14 protein-coding genes are annotated in these 18,322 nt (G+C 68.3%); 10 read left to right on the top strand and 4 right to left on the bottom strand.

The features are described from left to right. Positions 1 to 119: 119 nt before the first annotated feature. The 3 genes from pdxA to IG194_RS10255 all read right to left on the bottom strand — a co-directional run bounded on the left by pdxA (position 120) and on the right by IG194_RS10255 (position 5,325). On the bottom strand, positions 120 to 1,118 hold the full coding sequence (gene pdxA, locus IG194_RS10265; protein ID WP_058487626.1) for a 4-hydroxythreonine-4-phosphate dehydrogenase PdxA: 999 nt from the start codon (positions 1,116 to 1,118) through the stop codon (positions 120 to 122). Positions 1,119 to 1,250: 132 nt separating this feature from the next. Continuing rightward, positions 1,251 to 2,543, bottom strand: a complete 1,293-nt coding sequence (surA, locus tag IG194_RS10260) for a peptidylprolyl isomerase SurA (protein WP_009615587.1) — start codon at positions 2,541 to 2,543, stop codon at positions 1,251 to 1,253. Then, positions 2,524 to 5,325 (bottom strand): LPS-assembly protein LptD, encoded by a 2,802-nt coding sequence (locus tag IG194_RS10255; RefSeq protein ID WP_058487625.1) that lies wholly within the window; start codon positions 5,323 to 5,325, stop codon positions 2,524 to 2,526. Before IG194_RS10255 ends, surA begins: the two co-directional genes overlap by 20 nt. A gap of 127 nt (positions 5,326 to 5,452) precedes the next feature. Between IG194_RS10255 and IG194_RS10250 the strand changes: the two genes are divergently transcribed. The 3 genes from IG194_RS10250 to IG194_RS10240 are packed head-to-tail and all read left to right on the top strand — an operon-like array spanning position 5,453 to position 7,899. Further along, positions 5,453 to 6,469 (top strand): aminoglycoside phosphotransferase family protein, encoded by a 1,017-nt coding sequence (locus IG194_RS10250; RefSeq protein ID WP_058487624.1) that lies wholly within the window; start codon positions 5,453 to 5,455, stop codon positions 6,467 to 6,469. Then, a complete protein-coding gene (gene murU / locus IG194_RS10245) occupies positions 6,466 to 7,140 on the top strand; it encodes an N-acetylmuramate alpha-1-phosphate uridylyltransferase MurU (RefSeq protein ID WP_043319237.1) in 675 nt (224 codons plus the stop codon). The genes IG194_RS10250 and murU overlap by 4 nt, the downstream gene beginning before the upstream one ends. Next, positions 7,141 to 7,899 carry a DnaJ domain-containing protein gene (locus IG194_RS10240; RefSeq protein WP_058487623.1) on the top strand — a complete coding sequence of 253 codons (759 nt, stop codon included), beginning with the start codon at positions 7,141 to 7,143 and terminating at the stop codon, positions 7,897 to 7,899. It abuts the gene before it with no gap. Between the two features lie 14 nt (positions 7,900 to 7,913). On the opposite strand, the gene IG194_RS10235 is transcribed toward IG194_RS10240, so the two are convergent. Then, positions 7,914 to 8,954, bottom strand: a complete 1,041-nt coding sequence (locus tag IG194_RS10235; protein WP_058487622.1) for an alpha/beta hydrolase family protein — start codon at positions 8,952 to 8,954, stop codon at positions 7,914 to 7,916. A 142-nt stretch (positions 8,955 to 9,096) separates the two neighbouring features. Between IG194_RS10235 and IG194_RS10230 the strand changes: the two genes are divergently transcribed. The 7 genes from IG194_RS10230 (at position 9,097) to IG194_RS10200 (ending at position 18,187) form a co-directional block, all read left to right on the top strand. After that, positions 9,097 to 11,520 carry a PAS domain S-box protein gene (locus IG194_RS10230; protein ID WP_134163332.1) on the top strand — a complete coding sequence of 808 codons (2,424 nt, stop codon included), beginning with the start codon at positions 9,097 to 9,099 and terminating at the stop codon, positions 11,518 to 11,520. Between the two features lie 39 nt (positions 11,521 to 11,559). Continuing rightward, positions 11,560 to 12,189 (top strand): response regulator transcription factor, encoded by a 630-nt coding sequence (locus IG194_RS10225; RefSeq protein WP_043269277.1) that lies wholly within the window; start codon positions 11,560 to 11,562, stop codon positions 12,187 to 12,189. A gap of 142 nt (positions 12,190 to 12,331) precedes the next feature. After that, complete coding sequence (locus tag IG194_RS10220; RefSeq protein WP_141679871.1) at positions 12,332 to 13,369, top strand: ABC transporter substrate-binding protein; 1,038 nt, start codon at positions 12,332 to 12,334, stop codon at positions 13,367 to 13,369. Positions 13,370 to 13,714: 345 nt separating this feature from the next. Then, a complete protein-coding gene (locus IG194_RS10215; protein WP_009615598.1) occupies positions 13,715 to 14,824 on the top strand; it encodes an ABC transporter ATP-binding protein in 1,110 nt (369 codons plus the stop codon). A 41-nt stretch (positions 14,825 to 14,865) separates the two neighbouring features. Then, positions 14,866 to 15,924, top strand: coding sequence for an ABC transporter substrate-binding protein (locus tag IG194_RS10210; protein ID WP_043269275.1), 1,059 nt, complete (start codon positions 14,866 to 14,868; stop codon positions 15,922 to 15,924). Between the two features lie 174 nt (positions 15,925 to 16,098). Further along, on the top strand, positions 16,099 to 17,346 hold the full coding sequence (locus tag IG194_RS10205) for an ABC transporter permease (protein ID WP_009615600.1): 1,248 nt from the start codon (positions 16,099 to 16,101) through the stop codon (positions 17,344 to 17,346). A gap of 13 nt (positions 17,347 to 17,359) precedes the next feature. Further along, positions 17,360 to 18,187, top strand: coding sequence for an ABC transporter permease (locus IG194_RS10200; protein ID WP_058487620.1), 828 nt, complete (start codon positions 17,360 to 17,362; stop codon positions 18,185 to 18,187). Positions 18,188 to 18,322: the final 135 nt, after the last annotated feature.

The raw sequence follows: 18,322 nt of genomic DNA, 5'->3' as shown, positions 1-18,322 counted from the left end.
AAGCTAGAAGCTGGAAGAGAAAGACGCGTACGCCGATGTTACCAGCCTGGCGCTGGTACGAAAAATGCGCTTTCGTCCTGGCCTCCAGCTTCCAGCTTCCAGCTTCCAGCTTCCAGCTTTCAACTATCAATCCGACTAGCCGCCATCTGGTAAGCCGTCTCCAGCGCCACCTGTAGGCTGCCGCCGTCGATGCGGCCGGTGCCGGCCAGGTCCAGGGCGGTGCCGTGGTCCACCGAGGTGCGGATGATCGGCAGGCCCAGGGTGACGTTCACCGCCGCGCCGAAGCCCTTGTACTTGAGCACCGGCAGGCCCTGGTCGTGGTACATGGCCAGCACCGCGTCGCAGTGCTCCAGGTGCTTGGGGGTGAACAGGGTGTCGGCCGGCAGCGGGCCGATCAGTTGCATGCCTTCGCCGCGCAGGCGCTCCAGGGTGGGCTCGATGACGTCGATTTCCTCGTGGCCCAGGTGGCCGCCTTCGCCGGCGTGGGGGTTGAGGCCGCAGACCAGGATGCGCGGCTCGGCCAGGCCGAACTTGTCGCGCAGGTCGGCATGCAGGATGCGGGTGACGCGCGCCAGGCGCTCGGGCGTGATGGCGTCGGCCACCTCGCGCAGCGGCAGGTGGGTGGTCACCAGCGCCACGCGCAGGCCGCGGGTGGCGAGCATCATCACCACCTGCGGGGTGTGGGTCAGCTCGGCGAGGAACTCGGTGTGCCCGGAGAAGGCCACGCCGCCTTCGTTGATCACGCCCTTGTGCACCGGCGCGGTGATCATCCCGGCGAAGCTGCCGTCCAGGCAGCCCTGGCCGGCGCGGGTCAGTGTCTGCAGCACGTAGCCGGCATTGGCCGGGTCGAGCTGGCCGGCTTTTACCGGCGCGCCCAGCGGGGTGTCCCAGACGTAGAGCGAGCCTGCCGGGGCGGGCGCCTGCGGCCACTGGCCTGGGCCGGTTTCCAGCAACTGGATGTCCAGGCCCAGCAGGGCGGCGCGCTCGGCCAGCATCTGCCGGCTGGCGATGGCCACCAGCGGCTGGGGCTGGGCCTGGCGGGACAGCAGCAGGCACAGGTCCGGGCCGATGCCGGCCGGCTCTCCGGGGGTGAGGGCGAATGGCTTGGAGGCTTGCATGGCGGGTGTCTCTAAGGCATCGGCCGCGCCGGCGGCCGGGGTTGTTCGGGATGGGCCCACTCTACGCCCAAGTGGGGCGCGGATAAAAAGAAACCCGGCCGCGGGGCCGGGTTCCTGTGTCGCGCGGGGCGCTTACAGCTTGATCTCGACGTAGGCTTCGTCGCGGATCTGCCGCAGCCAGGCCTGCAGTTCCTCGTCGTACTTGCGGTTGCGCAGGACCTGGGCGGCCTGCTGCTCGCGGAACTTGTCGCTGCTGTCGGTGGCGCGGCGACCGAGGACTTCCAGGATGTGCCAGCCGAACGGCGAGCGGAACGGCTTGGACAGCTGGTTCTGCGGGATGCTGTTCATCACGTCGCGGAATTCCGGCACCAGGGATTCCGGATCGACCCAGTTGAGGTCGCCGCCGTGCAGCGCCGAGCCCGGATCTTCGGAGAACTGCTTGGCCAGCTTGCCGAAGTCTTCGCCGCTCTGGATGCGCTCGTAGAGCTTCTGCGCCAGCTTCTGGGTTTCCTCGTCGCTGCGGATTTCGCTGGGCTTGAGCAGGATGTGGCGGACATGCACCTCGTCACGCACCATCTTGCTGCCGCCGCGCTTCTCTTCCAGCTTGAGGATGATGAAGCCGCCGGGGGTGCGCACCGGCTCGGTGACGTCGCCCACGGCCAGGCTGCCGATCATGCCGTCGAACGGCGAGGGCAGCTGGGCGGCCTTGCGCCAGCCGATCTCGCCGCCTTCCAGGGCGTTGTCGCCGGCCGAGCGGGAAATCGCCAGCTGGTTGAAATCGGCGCCCTGCTTGAGCTGCTGGTAGACCTCCTGGGCCTGCCTGCCGGCGGCCTGGAGGGTTTCCGGCGAAGCGCCGTCCGGCACCGGGATGAGGATGTTGGCCAGGCGGTACTCTTCGGAGAGCTGGATCTTGCCCAGGTCGGAGGCCAGGAAGTTCTGCACTTCCTGGTCGCTGACCTGGATGCGCTCGGCCACGCGGCGCTGGCGCACGCGGCTGATGATCATCTCGCGGCGCACCTGCTCGCGGGCGTCGTCGTAGGACAGGCCGTCGCGGGCGAGGGCGGCGCGGAACTGGTCCAGGCTCAGGTTGTTGCGCTGGGCGATGGTGCCCATGGCCTGGTTCAGCTCCTCGTCGGTGATGCGGATGCCGGAGCGCTCGCCGATCTGCAGCTGGATGTCCTCGATGATCAGGCGCTCAAGCACCTGCTGCGTCAGCACGTGCTCGGGGGGCAGCGGCGCGCCGCGCTTCTCGATGGTCTGGCGGACTTCGCGCAGGCGTTGGTCGAGCTGGCTCTGCATGACCACGTCGTTGTCGACGATGGCCACGACACGGTCCAGCGGGGTGACTTCGGCGTGGGCTGCGGAACAGACCAGCAGGGCGCCCAGCATCAGCGGGCGCAGGGCATTACATAGAGCTGTCTTCACGTTGACGATAACCTTGGATGCCTTGGTCGAGGAAGCCTTCGACTTGGTTGCCTACAACGCCGCCAAGGCCCTTGAGGATGATTTGCAGGAAGATGCCGCGGTCGGCCTTGGAGTCGGACGTGTAGAAGTTGTCGTCGTCGTACTTCAGCCAGTAGCGGTTGACCAGTCGCAGTTTCCAGCAGCAGCTGTCGTATTCGAAGCCGCCGAGGGCCTCGAGGGTGCGGTTCTGGTTGTAGTCGTACTGCCAGCGGGCGATCGCGCTCCACTGCGGGACGATCGGCCAGATGACCGAGAAGTCGTGCTGCTCGATCTTGTACTCGTCGCTGTTGTAGCTGAAGCGGCCGAGGTTCGGGTCGAACGACTTGCTGTCCGCGCGGTAGCGGTAGCCGGCGTTGAACACCTTCTGCGGCTCGGCTTCGGGCTGGTAGTGGAACATCACGCTGCCGCTGTCGGTGTGGTGCGTGTTGGGGTTCCAGTTGTAGTCCGAGCTGAGGCGCCAGTCGTGGTTGAAGCGATAGACGCCCTGCAGGGCGTAGGGCGAGCGCCAGGTGTCCGCGTCGGGGTTGTCGATCGGGTTGTTCGGGTTCGCCAGGTTGTAGTTGCGGATGTACTTCTCGGTCAGGCCCGGCAGCTGCACGCGGCGGTCGGAGAAGTAGTAGATCTGGCCGGCGCTGACCGAGGCGCGCTCGAAGCCGTTGTCCTCGATGAAGCGCGAGGTGGCGCCCAGGGACAGCTGGTTGGCGTCGCCGATGCGGTCCTTGCCGGTGAAGCGGTTCTCGCGCCACAGCGAGTCGTAGCTGAAGTTGAACTCGCCGGTGTCGAAGCTCGGCAGGTTGTCCTGGTTGCGGTACGGCACGTACAGGTACATGGCGCGCGGCTCCAGGGTCTGGCGGAACTTGGTGCCGCCGAACGTGGTGTCGCGGTCGAAATACAGGCCGCCGTCGAGCTTGGCCAGCGGCAGCGAGCGGTCGGGGCTGCTGTCGTAGCTGACTTCGCCGTAGTTGGTGGCGCTGTTCAGCTGGGCCTTGCCGGTGCCGTCCAGGTCCAGGTCGTACTTGGTGTACATCGCCTTCAGCGTCGGCGTCAGGAAGCCCCAGCTGCTGGCCAGCGGCAGGCTGACGCCCGGCTCGAAGTGCGCACGGTCGCCGGTGGCGCGGGCCAGGCCGGAGATGTTCACGTCCGGGCGCTGACCGAGCACGTTGCCGTCGGTATCGAAGTAGACGTCCTCGTCCAGGTCGCGGTCGAAGCGCACCAGTTCGCTGCCGTAGGTGAACTCCAGGCCGCCCGGGTGGTAGGGCAGACGACCGTCGAGGGTCAGCTGCGGCAGGCGGTCGTAGGGCGTCACGTCGGTCACGGTGGCCAACTGGTAGGCCTGGGCGTTGAGGCGCGCAGTGAAGTCGTCGCCGCGGTAGGTCAGGGCGCCCTGCTGGTTCACGTAGGTCGGCGAGCCCAGGCCCAGGGAGGTGTCCAGGTCCTGGAAGTAGTACGGGTCGCTGATCTTGGTGTAGTCCACCTGCGCCAGCCAGCGCGAATCCAGGCCGCTGGTGTTCTTCCAGCCGTACATCCAGCGCTGGTCGGTGAAGTGCGGCTGGCCTTCGCGGTCGTCGTCCTTGTCGTTCAGGTAGGCGGCGGTGACCTGCCCCTCGCTGCTGTGGGTCAGGTAGCGGAACTCGCCTTCCATCATCAGGCCGCGCTTGGCCATGTAGCGCGGGAACAGCGTGGCGTCGTAGTTCGGCGCCAGGTTGAAGTAGTACGGGGTGACCACGAACATGCCGGTGTCGCTGGTGCTGCCCAGGGTGGGCGGCAGGAAGCCGGACTGGCGGCGATCGTCGATCGGGAAATAGATGTAGGGGGTGTAGAACACCGGAATGTCCTTCACCCGCAGGGTCGCGTTGGTCGCGGTGCCGAAGCCGGTGGCCGGGTTCAGCTTGATGTTGTTGCCCTTGACGTACCAGGAGTTGCTGCCCGGCTCGCAACGGGTATAGGTGCCGTCCTTGAGCTGGATGATCGCGTCTTCCTGGCGCTTGGCGTAGAGCGCGCTGCCGCGGACCTGGGCCTGGTGCATGACGTACTCGGCGTTGTCGATCTTCGCCTCGCCGTTGTCCAGTTGCAGGTCGGCGTGGTCGCCGACGATCAGCGCGCCGTTGTCGCGCAGGCGCACGTTGCCGGCCAGCTCGCCGCGGTTCTCGGCCTGGTGCAGGTTGGCCTCGTCGGCCTCCACCTGCATGCTGCCCTGGCGCAGGACCACGTTGCCGGCCAGGGTCGCGACCTGCGACTCCTGCTCGTAGCGCGAGACCTTCGCCGAGACGTAGGTCGGGGCCTCGTCGCGCGGGGTCTTGTCGTTCATGCCCGGACGGGTCGGTTCGATGTAGGCGCCGCTGCAGTACGGGCCGACTTCCGCCAGCTGGGCGGCGGTGAGTTTCTCCCGCGGGACCCAGTCGAGGTGGCTGTAGTCGGCGCTGCGCGACTTGAGGCCCTTGCCGCCGCTCTCGGTGACCAGCTTCTGCCTGGGCTCTTCGGCGCCGGCAGCCGCACCTGCGACGGCTGCGCCTTCAGCGCCGCCGCTGGCGGGGGTGCTGACCGAGCTTTCGGTATGCTCCGGACGCGGCGGCAGGGCGCTGGCCGGCTGCTGCGAGGAGCAGTCCCAGCTGCCGCCGGAGGGGGTGCAGTTGAACTGTTCGGCCGCCGTGGCGGTCGAGGAAGCGAGCGGCTGCATAGCCAGCAGGCCACCGGTCACCAGTAAGGGGAACTTTCTACGGAACACGGGGAGAATCACTGCCATCTTGTTAATCCGGGCTTCCTGCGAGCCATCGGCCAGATTCGGCCATAGCCACTCGATGGGCTCAAAAAGATGCTGGATAATAAAGCATGACCCGCGCAACGGCTAGGGCCGTGGAGAACCCCCAAAGATGTCTGAGGATGCCCGTTACCAGCTCCTGAATCGCTGGTTGGACTCTTGTTTACCCGTAGTGTTCAGTGCCGAGGGATGGGGGCCGGTGCCGCCCGCCGAGCTCACCCCGGCCAGCAGCGACGCCAGCTTCCGCCGCTATTTCCGCTGGCAGGGCGAGGGCCGCACGCTGATCGTCATGGATGCGCCGCCGCCCCAGGAGGACTGCCGCCCCTTCGTCAAGGTGGCCGGCATGCTCGCCGAGGCCGGCGTGCACGTGCCGCGGATTCTTGCCCAGGACCTGGAGCAGGGCCTGCTGCTGCTCGACGACCTGGGCCGCCAGACCTACCTGGACGTGCTCAACCCGCAGAACGCCGAGGAACTCTTCGAGGATGCCCTGGATGCCCTGGTGGCCTTCCAGCAGGTGCCGGCCGAAGGCCGCCTGCCGGCCTACGACGAGGCGCTGCTGCGCCGCGAGCTGGGCCTGTTCCCCGAGTGGTACCTGGGCCGTCACCTGAACATCGAGCTGCAAGGCGAGCAACTGGCGCGCTGGCAGCGCACCTGCGACCGCCTGGTGAGCAGCGCGCTGGAGCAGCCGCGGGTGCTGGTGCACCGTGACTACATGCCGCGCAACCTGATGCTCAGCGAGCCGAACCCCGGCATCCTCGATTTTCAGGATGCGGTGTACGGCCCGGTGACCTACGACGTCACCTGCCTTTATAAGGACGCCTTCCTCAGCTGGCCCGAGCCGCGCGTGCACGACGGCCTCAGCCGCTACTGGCGCAAGGCCCAGGCCGCCGGCATTCCGTTGCCGCCTACCTTCGAGGAGTTCTTCCGCGCCAGCGACCTGATGGGCGTGCAGCGCCACCTGAAGGTGATCGGCATCTTCGCGCGCATCTGCCACCGCGACGGCAAGCCGCGCTACCTGGGCGACGTGCCGCGCTTCTTCCGCTACCTCGACAGCGTCGTCGCCCGCCGACCCGAGCTGGCCGACCTGGGCGCGCTGCTCGCCGAGCTGCCGCAACCGGTGGCGCCATGAAGGCGATGCTCCTCGCCGCCGGCAAGGGCGAGCGCATGCGCCCGCTGACCCTGCACACGCCCAAGCCGCTGGTGCCGGCCGGCGGCCGGCCGCTGATCGAGCACCAGCTGCTGGCCCTGCGCCGCGCCGGCTTCCACGACCTGGTGATCAACCACGCCTGGTTGGGCCAGCAGATCGAGGACTACCTCGGCGATGGCTCGCGCTTCGGCGTCGCCATCCGCTACTCCGCCGAAGGCGAGCCGCTGGAGACCGGCGGCGGCATCTTCCGCGCCCTGCCGCTGCTCGGCGAAGCGCCCTTCGCCCTGGTCAACGGCGACATCTGGACCGACTTCGACTACGCGCGCCTGCCGGGCGCGCTGGCCGAGGGCGACCTGGCGCACCTGGTGCTGGTGGACAACCCCGGGCACAACACCCGCGGCGACTTCCGCCTGGAGGGTGAACGCGTCGGCGACTATCGCGAAGGCGAGCCCAGCTACACCTACAGCGGCATCGCCGTACTGCACCCGGCGCTGTTCGCCGCCTGCACGGGCGGCGCCTTCAGGCTGGCGCCACTGCTGCGCGAGGCCATGGCCGCCGGCCGTGTCAGCGGCGAGCTGCACCGCGGGCGCTGGGTGGACGTCGGCACCCACGAGCGCCTGGCCGAAGTCGAACGTCTGCTGGCGGCCGGCTGAATGTTCTGGCCGGGCACCCTGATAGGCATAGTCGCCGGCTGGGCGCTGGCGAGCATCCCCGGGGCCATGCTTGGCGGCCTGCTCGGCCAGGTGCTGGACCGTCGCCTGCGCCGGCGCAGCTGGCGCGAACTCCTCGATGAGCTGCGCGGCGGCGCGCGGGTGCCGGAGGAGGAGCTGCTGTTCCTCCTGCTCGGCCGCGTGGCCAAGAGCCGCGGCCGCGTGCAGGACGCGCACATCCAGCAGGCTCGGGCGGAAATGTTGCGCCTGGGCCTGGACGAAGCCGGCCGTCTGCGCGCCATCGATGCCTTCAACCGCGGCAAGCACGGCGGGCCGCGCCTGGAGGAGGGCGTGCAGCAGTGCCGAGGCCTGCGGCCCAGCGTCGACGGCCTGCTGCAGGCTTGCTGGCGCATGGCCTGGGCGGCCGGCGCGCCGAGCGCGGCGGAGAAGGTGCTGATCCTGCGCTGGGGCGAGAGCTTCGGCCTGCCGCGCGCCACCGTGCTGTCCCTGGCCGCTGGCGCCGAAGCCCTGCGCGCGCCGCCGAGCCGGGCGGAAAGCTATCGCCAGGCGCTGCGTTTATTGGGCGTGGAGGACGACAGCCCGGTGGAGGAGATCAAGCGCGCCTACCGCCGGCTGATCAGCCAGCACCACCCGGACAAGCTGGCCGGCGCCGGCGAGGCGCGCATCGCCGCCGCCACCGAGAAGACCCGCGAGATCCAGCAGGCCTATGCCCTGGTGCGTGAGCGCCGCGGCTTCCGCTAGGGCTCGGGGCCGGTTTACTCGGCGGGCGCCTGCTTGATGTGCAGCGACAGCCAGCCGCGGATGCGCCGGTAGAGCTGGTCCTGCTCGGTGGCGCGGTCGGCCGGCAGGGCGTTCATGCCGATCTGCACGTAGGTCTTGCCGGTCTCGCGCCGGCTTGCCTGCAAGCGGGCCTTGGCGGCTTCGCGGTCCACGCGCCTGTCCTTGTAATAGAAGTCGCCGGTGGCCAACTGCAGGCGCGGCACCATGTCTTCCAGCGCCGGGCGGAAGTCCCGCGGCACTTCGGCGTCGACGATCAGCAGGTTGTGGATTTCGCCGGGTTCGCGCTCGGCCAGGTAGCGTGCCGCCCAGTAGGCGCCGGTGCCGTGGCCGAGGAGGACGATGCTCCTGGGCTTGCCTTGCAGGGCGAAGTCGAGGCCGGCCTGGATGCGCGCCATGACCCGCTCGGCATAGGCCTTGCGCCGCTCGATGGCCGCATCCGGCGCCGGCGGCGCCTCGCTGCTGGCCTGGGCCGGTTCGCCGCTGCCGGCCTCGGCGGTGCTTTCCGGCGTGGGCGTGGCGGCGCCGGATTCGCCCTGGACGTCCTTGCTGCTGGCGCCGGCGTCGCTGTCGGCGGCGGCCTTGTCCGCGCTTTCCTTGCGCGGCACCGGCTGGCTGTCCTGCGGGTCGGGCAGGCCGAGGGCGAGGGTCTGCCAGCCGGCGTCGGGCAGCTTGCGCCGCAGCGGGCCCACCGCCACCGGCCAGTCGGGGTTCTCGCCGTCGCCGGGGACGATGATCACCACGCCCTCTGCCTGCGGCGCGTTGGCCGGCAGCCACAGGGCGAGGAAGCTTTCCTCGCCGGCCTGCAGCGTCTGTTGCTGCTTCTGCGGCAGGCGCTGCTGCAGGGCGCTGGCTTCGTCCTGGCTGCGCTCCTCCAGGGCCGGGCGCGCGGGCACTGCCGGCGCCACCGCCGGGCCGGGCGGGCTGGCCGGTGTGTCTTCGGCCCAGCCCGGCACCAGGGGCGCCAGGCTCAGGGCCAGGCAGAGGGCGAGGCGGGTAGGCTGTGCGGGACGGGACATGGGGCGGGTTCCTTGCGTGGCTCGGGCTGGCCTGGCAAAACGGCCAGACTAATCCCTTGTTTCTGCTTTGTCAGGCGCCGGCCTTTCCGGGTTCCCCCCGCCATGGGGTAATGTAGGCGCGCTTTTTTCTCGGGGAGCGGGCATGGGACGACTGTGCTGGAACGCCGTGGCGGCGTTCCTGTTGTGCATTCCATTGTGGGGCGCGGCGCAGGACGCGCCGCCCGGCGTGCCCCTGGACGCCGCCCAGCGCGCCTGGCTGCAGGCGCACCCGCAGCTGCGCGTCGGGGTGGTCCTGGATGCGCCCTACGCCCAGCAGGACCGGCGCCTGCAGCAGCTCTCCGGCGCCCATGTCGAGCTGCTCGACTGGATCGCCGGCGCGTTGCAGGTGAGCCTGCAGTGGCGCGTCTATGCCGACCAGGACGAACTGGAGCGTGCCGCCCGCGCCGGCGAAATCGACCTGGCCCCGGGGCTCGGCCAGACCCCTTCCAGCCTGCGCGACTGGCTGTTCTCCGACCCCTACCTGCGGGTGCCGCGGCTGCTCATCGGCTTCCGCGACGGCCCCGGCTCCGTGGAGCTGGAGCGCCTGGGCGTGCTTGAACCCGTGGCGCTGCGCGGCCCGGGCGCGGTATCCGACTACCTGCGCGGCACCTACCCGGGCCTGGAGCTGCAGCTCACCGACAGCGACCGCGAAGCCCTGCGCCGGGTGCTCGGCCAGGAGGCCAGCTACGCGGTGGTCGACGAGGCGCACCTGGCCCGCCTCAGCCGCGAGGTCGAGTTTTCCGGCTTCCGCGTGCTGGCCGACATCGGTTATCCACAACTGCTGCGCCTGGCTACCCGCCGCGACCTGCCCGAGCTGGCCGGCATCCTCGACGCCAGCCTGCGCGCCTTGCCGGCCAAGCAGCTGGACCAGTTGCACGAGCGCTGGCTGCAGCCGCAGTACCCGCGCCTGGGGCAGTCCCCCGGTTTCTGGCAGAACCTCTGCATCCTCCTCGGCCTGTTGCTGCTCATGGCCCTGGCCACCGCGCTGTGGCTGCGCCACCAGCGCAACGTGCTGGAGCAGCGCCTGCTCGCCGCGCGCCGCGACATGGAGCTGCGCCAGGCGGCCGAGGAAGCCCTGCGCCTGACCCAGTTCGCCATCGACAGCAGCACCGTGGGCATCCTCTGGGTCAACTGGGACAGCCACGTGCGCTACGCCAACCGCGCCGCCGAGGACATGCTCGGCTACGCCCCCGGCGAGGTGATCGAGCGGCCCCTGGCGGACTTCGAGCCCGGCCTGGACATGGACGCCTGGCTCGACCTCTGGCGCCGCGCGCGCAACAGCGAAGAGGGCCCGCTGAGCTTCGAAAGCCACCTGCGCCGCGCCGACGGCCAATGGCTGCCGGCGGAAGTGTCGCTGAGCTTCCTGCGCTTCGGCGGCTCGGAATACCTGCTGGTGTTCCTCAACGACGCCACCGAGCGGCGCCGCGCCCGCGCCGCCCTGGAAGAGAGCGAGGCGCGCCTGCAGGGTATCGCCGCCAACGTCCCCGGCCTGGTGTTCCGCCTGGAGCCCAGCGCCCCGGGCGGCTCCGACTTCGCCCACCTCAGCTTCATCAGCGGCGGCAGCGAGGCCTCGCTGGGCTATTCTCCCGGCTACCTGCGCGAAAGCGGCCTGGGCATCCTCGGCCTGGTGCACCCGGGCGACCGCGACGGCTACCTCGCGAGACAACTGGAAGCGGTGGCCGGCGGCAAGAACTGGCACTGGCAGGGGCGCATCCTGACCCGTTCCGGCGAGCCGCGCTGGGTGGACATCAAGGCCACCGCGCGGCGCCTGGACGATGGCCGCCTGGCCTGGGACGGCGTGGTCTGGGACATCAGCGAGAACAAGCAGATCGAGCTGGAGCTGGCGCAGTCGCGGGCGCAGCTGCGCGAGCTGTCGGCGCACCTGGAAAGCGTGCGCGAGGAAGAGAAGGCGCGCATCGCCCGGGAAGTGCACGACGAGCTGGGCCAGGTGCTGACCGTGCTCAAGCTGGAAACCTCCATGTGCGAGCTGGGCTACGGCGAGCTGGACCCCGGCCTGAGCGAGCGCCTGGGCAACATGAAGAAGCTCATCGCCCAGCTGTTCCAGCTGGTGCGCGACGTGGCCTCGGCCCTGCGCCCGCCGATCCTCGACGCCGGTATCGGCTCGGCGCTGGAGTGGCAGGCGCGGCGCTTCGAGACGCGCACCGGCATCCCCTGCCTGGTGGAGGTGCCGGAGAACCCGCCGCGCCTGGGCGACGCCAAGGCCATCGGGCTGTTCCGCATCCTCCAGGAGGCGTTGACCAATGTCATGCGCCACGCGCAGGCGCATACTGTGGAACTGGCCCTGCGGGTGGAGGGCGACGAACTCTGCCTGAGCATCAGCGACGATGGCCGAGGCTTCGACACCGCGGCGGCCTGGGGCGGCAGCTCCTTCGGCCTGGTCGGCATGCGCGAGCGCGTGCTGATGCTCGGCGGCGAGTTGGAGATCGACAGCCAGCCGGGGGAGGGCAGCAGCCTGCGGGTGCGCGTGCCGCTGGATGCGGGGGAATTGCCGGAGCCGGGGCCGTAACGGGGCCGGCGCGGTTTTGTCTGTTCGGGGGAGGGCAGCGTGATTCGAGTACTGGTGGCCGAAGACCACACCATCGTCCGCGAGGGCATCAAGCAACTGATCGGCATGGCCAAGGACCTGCAGGTGGTGGGCGAGGCCACCAACGGCGAGCAGTTGCTCGAAACCCTGCGCCAGGTGCCCTGCGAGGTGGTCCTGCTGGACATCTCCATGCCCGGCGTCAACGGCCTGGAGGCCATCCCGCGGATCCGCGCGCTGAACGATCCGCCGGCGATCCTCATGCTGTCCATGCACGACGAGGTGCAGATGGCCGCCCGCGCGCTGAAGATCGGCGCCGCCGGCTATGCCACCAAGGACAGCGACCCGGCGCTGCTGCTCACCGCCATCCGCAAGGTCGCCAGCGGCGGCCGCTACATCGACCCGGAACTGGCCGACCGCATGGTCTTCGAGGTCGGCCTGACCGACTCGCGGCCGCCCCACGCGCTGCTCTCCGAGCGCGAGTTCTCGGTATTCGAACGCCTGGTCAAGGGCGAGGGCGTCAACGAGATCGCCCAGCACCTGGCGGTCAGCAGCAAGACCATCAGCACCCACAAGGCGCGGCTAATGCAGAAGCTCGGCGCGCATTCGGTGGCCGACCTGGTCAAGTATGCCGTGGAGCACAAGCTGGTCTGAAACGGCGCGCGGCGGGGCGATTCGCCGATGCTTATGTGAGTCCCTTCCGGTTTTTGCAACGCCCGGCTACCTCGCCGGCTGGCGAAAGGGAATCATTGCCCGCTCAGTGGGGTACTTCATCAGAACAAGGAGAAGAAGGATGTTGTTGCGAGCGGTACGGGGCGGGCTGCTGGCCGGCCTGCTGGGGACTGTCGCCACGCCGGCGCTGGCGGACTACGTGACAGTGATTTCCTTCGGTGGGGCCAACAAGGCGGCCCAGGAGAAGGCCTTCTACGAACCCTTCAAGGCGGCCACCGGCACGGCGGTGGTGCATGGTTCCTACAATGGCGACCTGGACAAGCTCAGGCAGATGGTGGAGATCAGCCATGTGTCCTGGGACGTGGTCGAGGTGGAGGCGCCGGAGCTGGCGCGCGGCTGCCAGGAGGGCCTGTTCCAGAAGCTCGACCAGCGCCTGATCGGCGACCCCGCCGACTTCGTGCCCGGCGCGGTGCAGCCCTGCGGCGTCGGCATCTTCGTCTGGACCACCCTGCTGGCCTACAACCAGGACAAGCTGCAGGGCAAGCCCCAGGGCTGGGCCGATTTCTGGGACCTGAAGAAATTCCCCGGCAAGCGCGGCCTGCGCTGGGGCGCCAAGTACAGCCTGGAGTTCGCCCTGATGGCCGACGGCGTGGCGCCCAAGGACGTCTACCAGGTGCTGGGCACCCCGGGCGGCGTCGACCGCGCCTTCCGCAAGCTCGACGAGATCAAGCCGAGCATCCACTGGTGGAAGTCCGGCCAGGACCCGGTGCGCGACCTGTCCGACGGCACCGTGGTCATGAGCTCGGCCTACAACGGCCGCATCGCCGCGGCCCAGCCCGAGCAGAAGGGCCTGCGCATGGCCTGGGCCGGCGGCATCTACGACTTCGACTTCTGGGCGTTGCCGTCCGGGGCGTGGAAGAAGGAGCTGGCGGAGAAATTCATCGCCTTCGCCAGCCAGCCCGAGCAGCAGAAGGTCTATGCGCAGAACATCGCCTACGGCCCGACCAACCGCAAGGCGGTGGAGCAGCTCGACCCGCAGGTGGCCGCCAACCTGCCCACCGCGCCGCGCAACATGGCCGACGCGCTGGGCATGAACGTGGCCTTCTGGGCCGAGCATGGCGATGCTCTGGAGAAGCGCTTCCAGGACTGGGCCAAACGCTGAGAACCTGCCTACGATCTGCTACGCGTCGGCATGACTGCGTTGAGAACAGGCGAGCGATGCTCATTTAGCGGCCTGAACACCGCTCACTCGCCTGTTCCCGCCTTGTCCTGCTCTAGCTCGCGAGATCGTAGACAGGCTCCAGGTCGCTTTCGGATATGCCGGTGTCGCAGTCAATGCGACGCCGGCTTTCTGCGACTGATAGCCACACTTTTCGTGTAGGGATCGCCCTACAGACGATCCTCTTCTACCCTTATAGCAAGTTCTCTTCCCGCCCGATTTGCGCGCGCTGCAGGCTTCTCTAGTCTTGCTTCACGGCAACTTCTTACAAATACAAAAGGTGCGGTTATGGCCGAGACTCAGGCGAACGATGTGCTGGTGAGCTTCCGTGGCGTCCAGAAGAGCTACGACGGCGAGACGCTCATCGTCAAAGACCTCAACCTGGATATTCGCAAAGGCGAATTCCTCACCCTGCTGGGGCCGTCCGGTTCCGGCAAGACCACCAGCCTGATGATGCTGGCCGGTTTCGAAACCCCCACCTCCGGCGAGATCCAGCTGGCCGGCCGCTCCATCAACAACGTCCCCCCGCACAAGCGCGACATCGGCATGGTGTTCCAGAACTATGCCCTGTTCCCGCACATGACCGTGGCGGAGAACCTGGCCTTCCCGCTTTCCGTGCGCGGCATGAGCAAGACCGACGTGGCCGAGCGCGTCAAGCGCGCGCTGTCCATGGTCCAGCTCGACGCCTTCGGCGGGCGCTACCCGGCGCAGCTCTCCGGCGGCCAGCAGCAGCGCGTGGCCCTGGCCCGGGCGCTGGTCTTCGAGCCGCAGCTGGTGCTGATGGACGAACCCCTGGGTGCGCTCGACAAGCAGCTGCGCGAGCACATGCAGATGGAGATCAAGCACATCCACCAGCGCCTGGGCGTGACCGTGGTCTACGTGACCCACGACCAGGGCGAGGCGCTGACCATGTCCGACCGCGTGGCGGTGTTCCACCAGGGCGAGATCCAGCAGATCGCCCCGCCCCACGAACTCTACGAACACCCGCGCAACTCCTTCGTGGCCAACTTCATCGGCGAGAACAACCGCATCGCCGGGCAACTGGCGAGCCACGAGGGCGAGCGCTGCGTGGTGACCCTGGCGCGGGGCGAGAAGGTCGAGGCGCTGGCGGTCAACGTCGGCCAGCCCGGCGACCCCGTCAGCCTGTCGATCCGTCCCGAGCGGGTGCGCCTGAACGGGCACAGCGAAAGCTGCGTGAACCGCTTCTCCGGCCGTGTGGCCGAGTTCATCTATCTTGGCGACCACGTGCGCATCCGCCTGGAGGTTTGCGGCCGCACCGATTTCTTCGTCAAGCAGCCGATCGCCGAGCTCGACCCTGCGCTGAGCGTGGGTGATGTGGTACCGCTGGGCTGGGCCGTGGAGCACGTGCGTGCCCTCGACCCGCTGTCGGCGGCCTGATTCGAAGAAAAACAAACCAGCACACTGTGGAGAGAAGAATAATGTCGAAGTCCCCGTTCCACCCGTCGAAGGCCGGCCTCAAGCTCGCCGCGCTGACCCTCGGCCTGGCTTGCGCCGCGCAGTCCATGGCGGCCACCGATCTGACCGTGATCTCCTTCGGCGGCGCCAACAAGGACGCCCAGACCAAGGCCTTCTACCAGCCCTTCGAGAAGGCCACCGGCAACAAGATCGTCGCCGGCGAGTACAACGGCGAGATGGCCAAGGTGAAGGCCATGGTCGACACCAACAGCGTGACCTGGGACCTGGTCGAGGTGGAGTCGCCGGAACTGGCCCGCGGCTGTGACGAAGGCATGTTCGAGGAAATCGACCCGGCCATCCTCGGCAAGGCCGAGGACTACGTCCCGGGCGCCGTGAGCAACTGCGGCGTCGGCTTCTTCGTGTGGTCCACCGTGCTGGCCTACAACGCCGACAAGCTCAAGACCGCCCCCACCGGCTGGGCCGACTTCTGGGACCTGAAGAAGTATCCGGGCAAGCGCGGCCTGCGCAAGGGCGCCAAGTACACCCTGGAATTCGCCCTGATGGCCGACGGCGTCGCGCCCAAGGACGTGTACAAGGTGCTGGCCACCAAGGAAGGCCAGGACCGCGCCTTCAAGAAGCTCGACGAGATCAAGCCGAGCATCCAGTGGTGGGAAGCCGGCGCCCAGCCGCCGCAGTACCTCGCTTCCGGTGACGTGGTGATGAGCTCGGCCTACAACGGCCGCATCGCCTCGGTGCAGAAGGAAAGCAACCTGAAGGTCGTGTGGAACGGCGGCATCTACGACTTCGACGCCTGGGCCATCCCGAAAGGCGACAAGAAGAAAGAAGAAGCCCTGAAGTTCATCGCCTTCTCGGTCAAGCCCGAGCAGCAGAAGATCTACGCCGAGAACATCGCCTACGGCCCGGTGAACAAGAACACCGTGAGCCTGCTGGACAAGGGCGTGCAGGCCAACATGCCGACCACCCCGGAAAACATCGCCAACCAGGTGGGCATGGACGTGACCTTCTGGGCCGACTACGGCGAGCAGCTGGAACAGCGCTTCAACGCCTGGGCCGCCAAGTAAGGCAGGCCCCGCCGCCCGCCCGGGCGGCAACCGCGGCAGCGATGCCACGGCCCGCAGGCCCTGCGGGCCGTTCCCGCCGGGAAAAGTTCCCGGCGCGGCGGCGCTCGCCGTGACACACCCGATACACCACACCTTGGCCGCCCTCGCGGGCGGCCCGTTTTACCGGAGTTCGCTATGGCCACCGCTGTGTCCTTGAACGAGGTCGCCGGCCCCACCCTGAAGCAGCGCCTGGCGCGTGCGGAGCGGATGAACCGCCTGAAATCCCAGGCGCTGGTCCTGCCGCTGCTGCTGTTCCTTCTGCTGACCTTCCTGGTGCCGATCGCCGCGCTGCTCTACAAGAGCGTGTACAACCCCGAAGTGGTCGGCTCGCTGCCCAAGACGGTCAACGCCATCACCACCTGGGACGGCAAGTCGCTGCCGCCGGACGCGGTCTACCAGGCCCTGAGCGAAGACCTCTACGCCGCGCGCAAGAACCAGACCATCGGTGACCTCTCCAAGCGCCTGAACATGGAACTGGCCGGCTACCGCAGCCTGATGGCCAAGACCGCCCGCGCCCTGCCGTTCAAGGAGCAACCGGCTTCCTACAAGGACGCCATGGAGACCATCGACGAGCGCTGGGGCGACCCGGCCTACTGGCAGGTGATCCGCCGCAACGCCAGCAGCATCACCCCCTATTACCTGCTCGCGGCCCTCGACCACCGCATCGACGACCTCGGCGAGCTGGCCCCGGCCACCCCGGACCAGTCCATCTACCTGGACATCTTCGCCCGCACCTTCTGGATGGGCGCGGTGATCACCGTCATCTGCCTGCTGCTGGCCTACCCGCTGGCCTACCTGCTGGCCAACCTGCCGACGCGCAAGAGCAACCTGCTGATGATCCTGGTGCTGCTGCCGTTCTGGACTTCCATCCTGGTGCGCGTCGCGGCCTGGATCGTGCTGCTGCAGTCCGGCGGGCTGATCAACGGCGCGCTGCTCAAGCTGGGCCTGATCGACCAGCCGCTGCAACTGGTGTTCAACCGCACCGGCGTGTACATCGCCATGGTGCACATCATGCTGCCGTTCATGATCCTGCCGATCTTCAGCGTGATGAAGAGCATCTCGCCCAGCTACATGCGCGCGGCCATCTCCCTGGGCAGCCACCCGTTCGGCGCCTTCTGGAAGGTCTACTTCCCGCAGACCGTGGCCGGCGTCGGGGCCGGTTGCCTGCTGGTGTTCATCCTGTCGATCGGCTACTACATCACCCCGGCCCTGCTGGGCAGCCCGAACGACCAGATGGTCAGCTACTTCGTCGCCTTCTACACCAACACCACCATCAACTGGGGCATGGCCACGGCCCTGGGCGGCCTGCTGCTGTTCGCCACCCTGGTGCTGTACGTGATCTACGGCTGGCTGGTGGGCGCGAGCCGCCTGCGCCTGAGCTGAGGAGAGAAAGACGATGCTGAGTCCCTACATGTCCCCGGTCGAGCGCCTGTGGTTCTACACCCTGCGCATCCTCTGCGGCCTGGTGCTGCTGTTCCTGGTGCTGCCGGTGCTGGTGATAGTGCCGCTGTCGTTCAACTCCGGCACCTTCCTGGTCTACCCGCTGCAGGGCTTCTCGCTGCGCTGGTACGCCGACTTCTTCCACAGCGCCGAATGGATGCGCTCGCTGACCAACAGCATGATCGTGGCCCCGGCGGCCACCTTCCTGGCGATGGTCTTCGGCACCCTGGCGTCGATCGGCCTGACCCGCGGCGAGTTCCGCGGCAAGGCCCTGGTGATGAGCCTGGTGATCTCGCCGATGGTGGTCCCGGTGGTGATCATCGGTGTGGCCGCCTACCTGTTCTTCGCCCCGCTGGGCCTGGGCAACAGCTACATCTCGCTGATCATCGTGCACGCGGTGCTGGGCGTGCCCTTCGTCATCATCACGGTGTCGGCGACCCTGCAGGGCTTCAACCAGAACCTGGTGCGCGCTGCCGCCAGCCTGGGCGCGCCGCCGCTGCTGACGTTCTTCAAGGTGACCCTGCCGCTGATCGCCCCCGGGGTGATCTCCGGCGCGCTGTTCGCCTTCGCCACCTCGTTCGACGAAGTGGTGGTGACGCTGTTCCTCGCCGGCCCCGAGCAGGCCACCCTGCCACGGCAGATGTTCAGCGGCATCCGCGAGAACCTCAGCCCGACCATCGCCGCCGCGGCGACCCTGCTGATCGGCTTCTCGGTCCTGCTGCTGCTGACCCTGGAATGGCTGCGCGGCCGCAGCGAGAAACTGCGTACCGCCCCCTCCACCTGATCCGCCGCTCCTACGCCGCAGGCGGGGACGGCTTTTCGTAGGATGGCGTTGAGCGAAGCGATACCCATCACTGCAACCGCATGGGTTTCGCAAGCTCAACCCATCCTACGAAAAGCGCCTCGGCGCGGCCTGCAA

The sequence above is a fragment of the Pseudomonas sp. ADPe genome (assembly GCF_014843515.1).
Classification (GTDB): domain Bacteria; phylum Pseudomonadota; class Gammaproteobacteria; order Pseudomonadales; family Pseudomonadaceae; genus Pseudomonas; species Pseudomonas citronellolis.
Note: the sequence above shows the minus strand (reverse complement) of the source record. Positions and strands in the feature narration are given on the sequence as shown.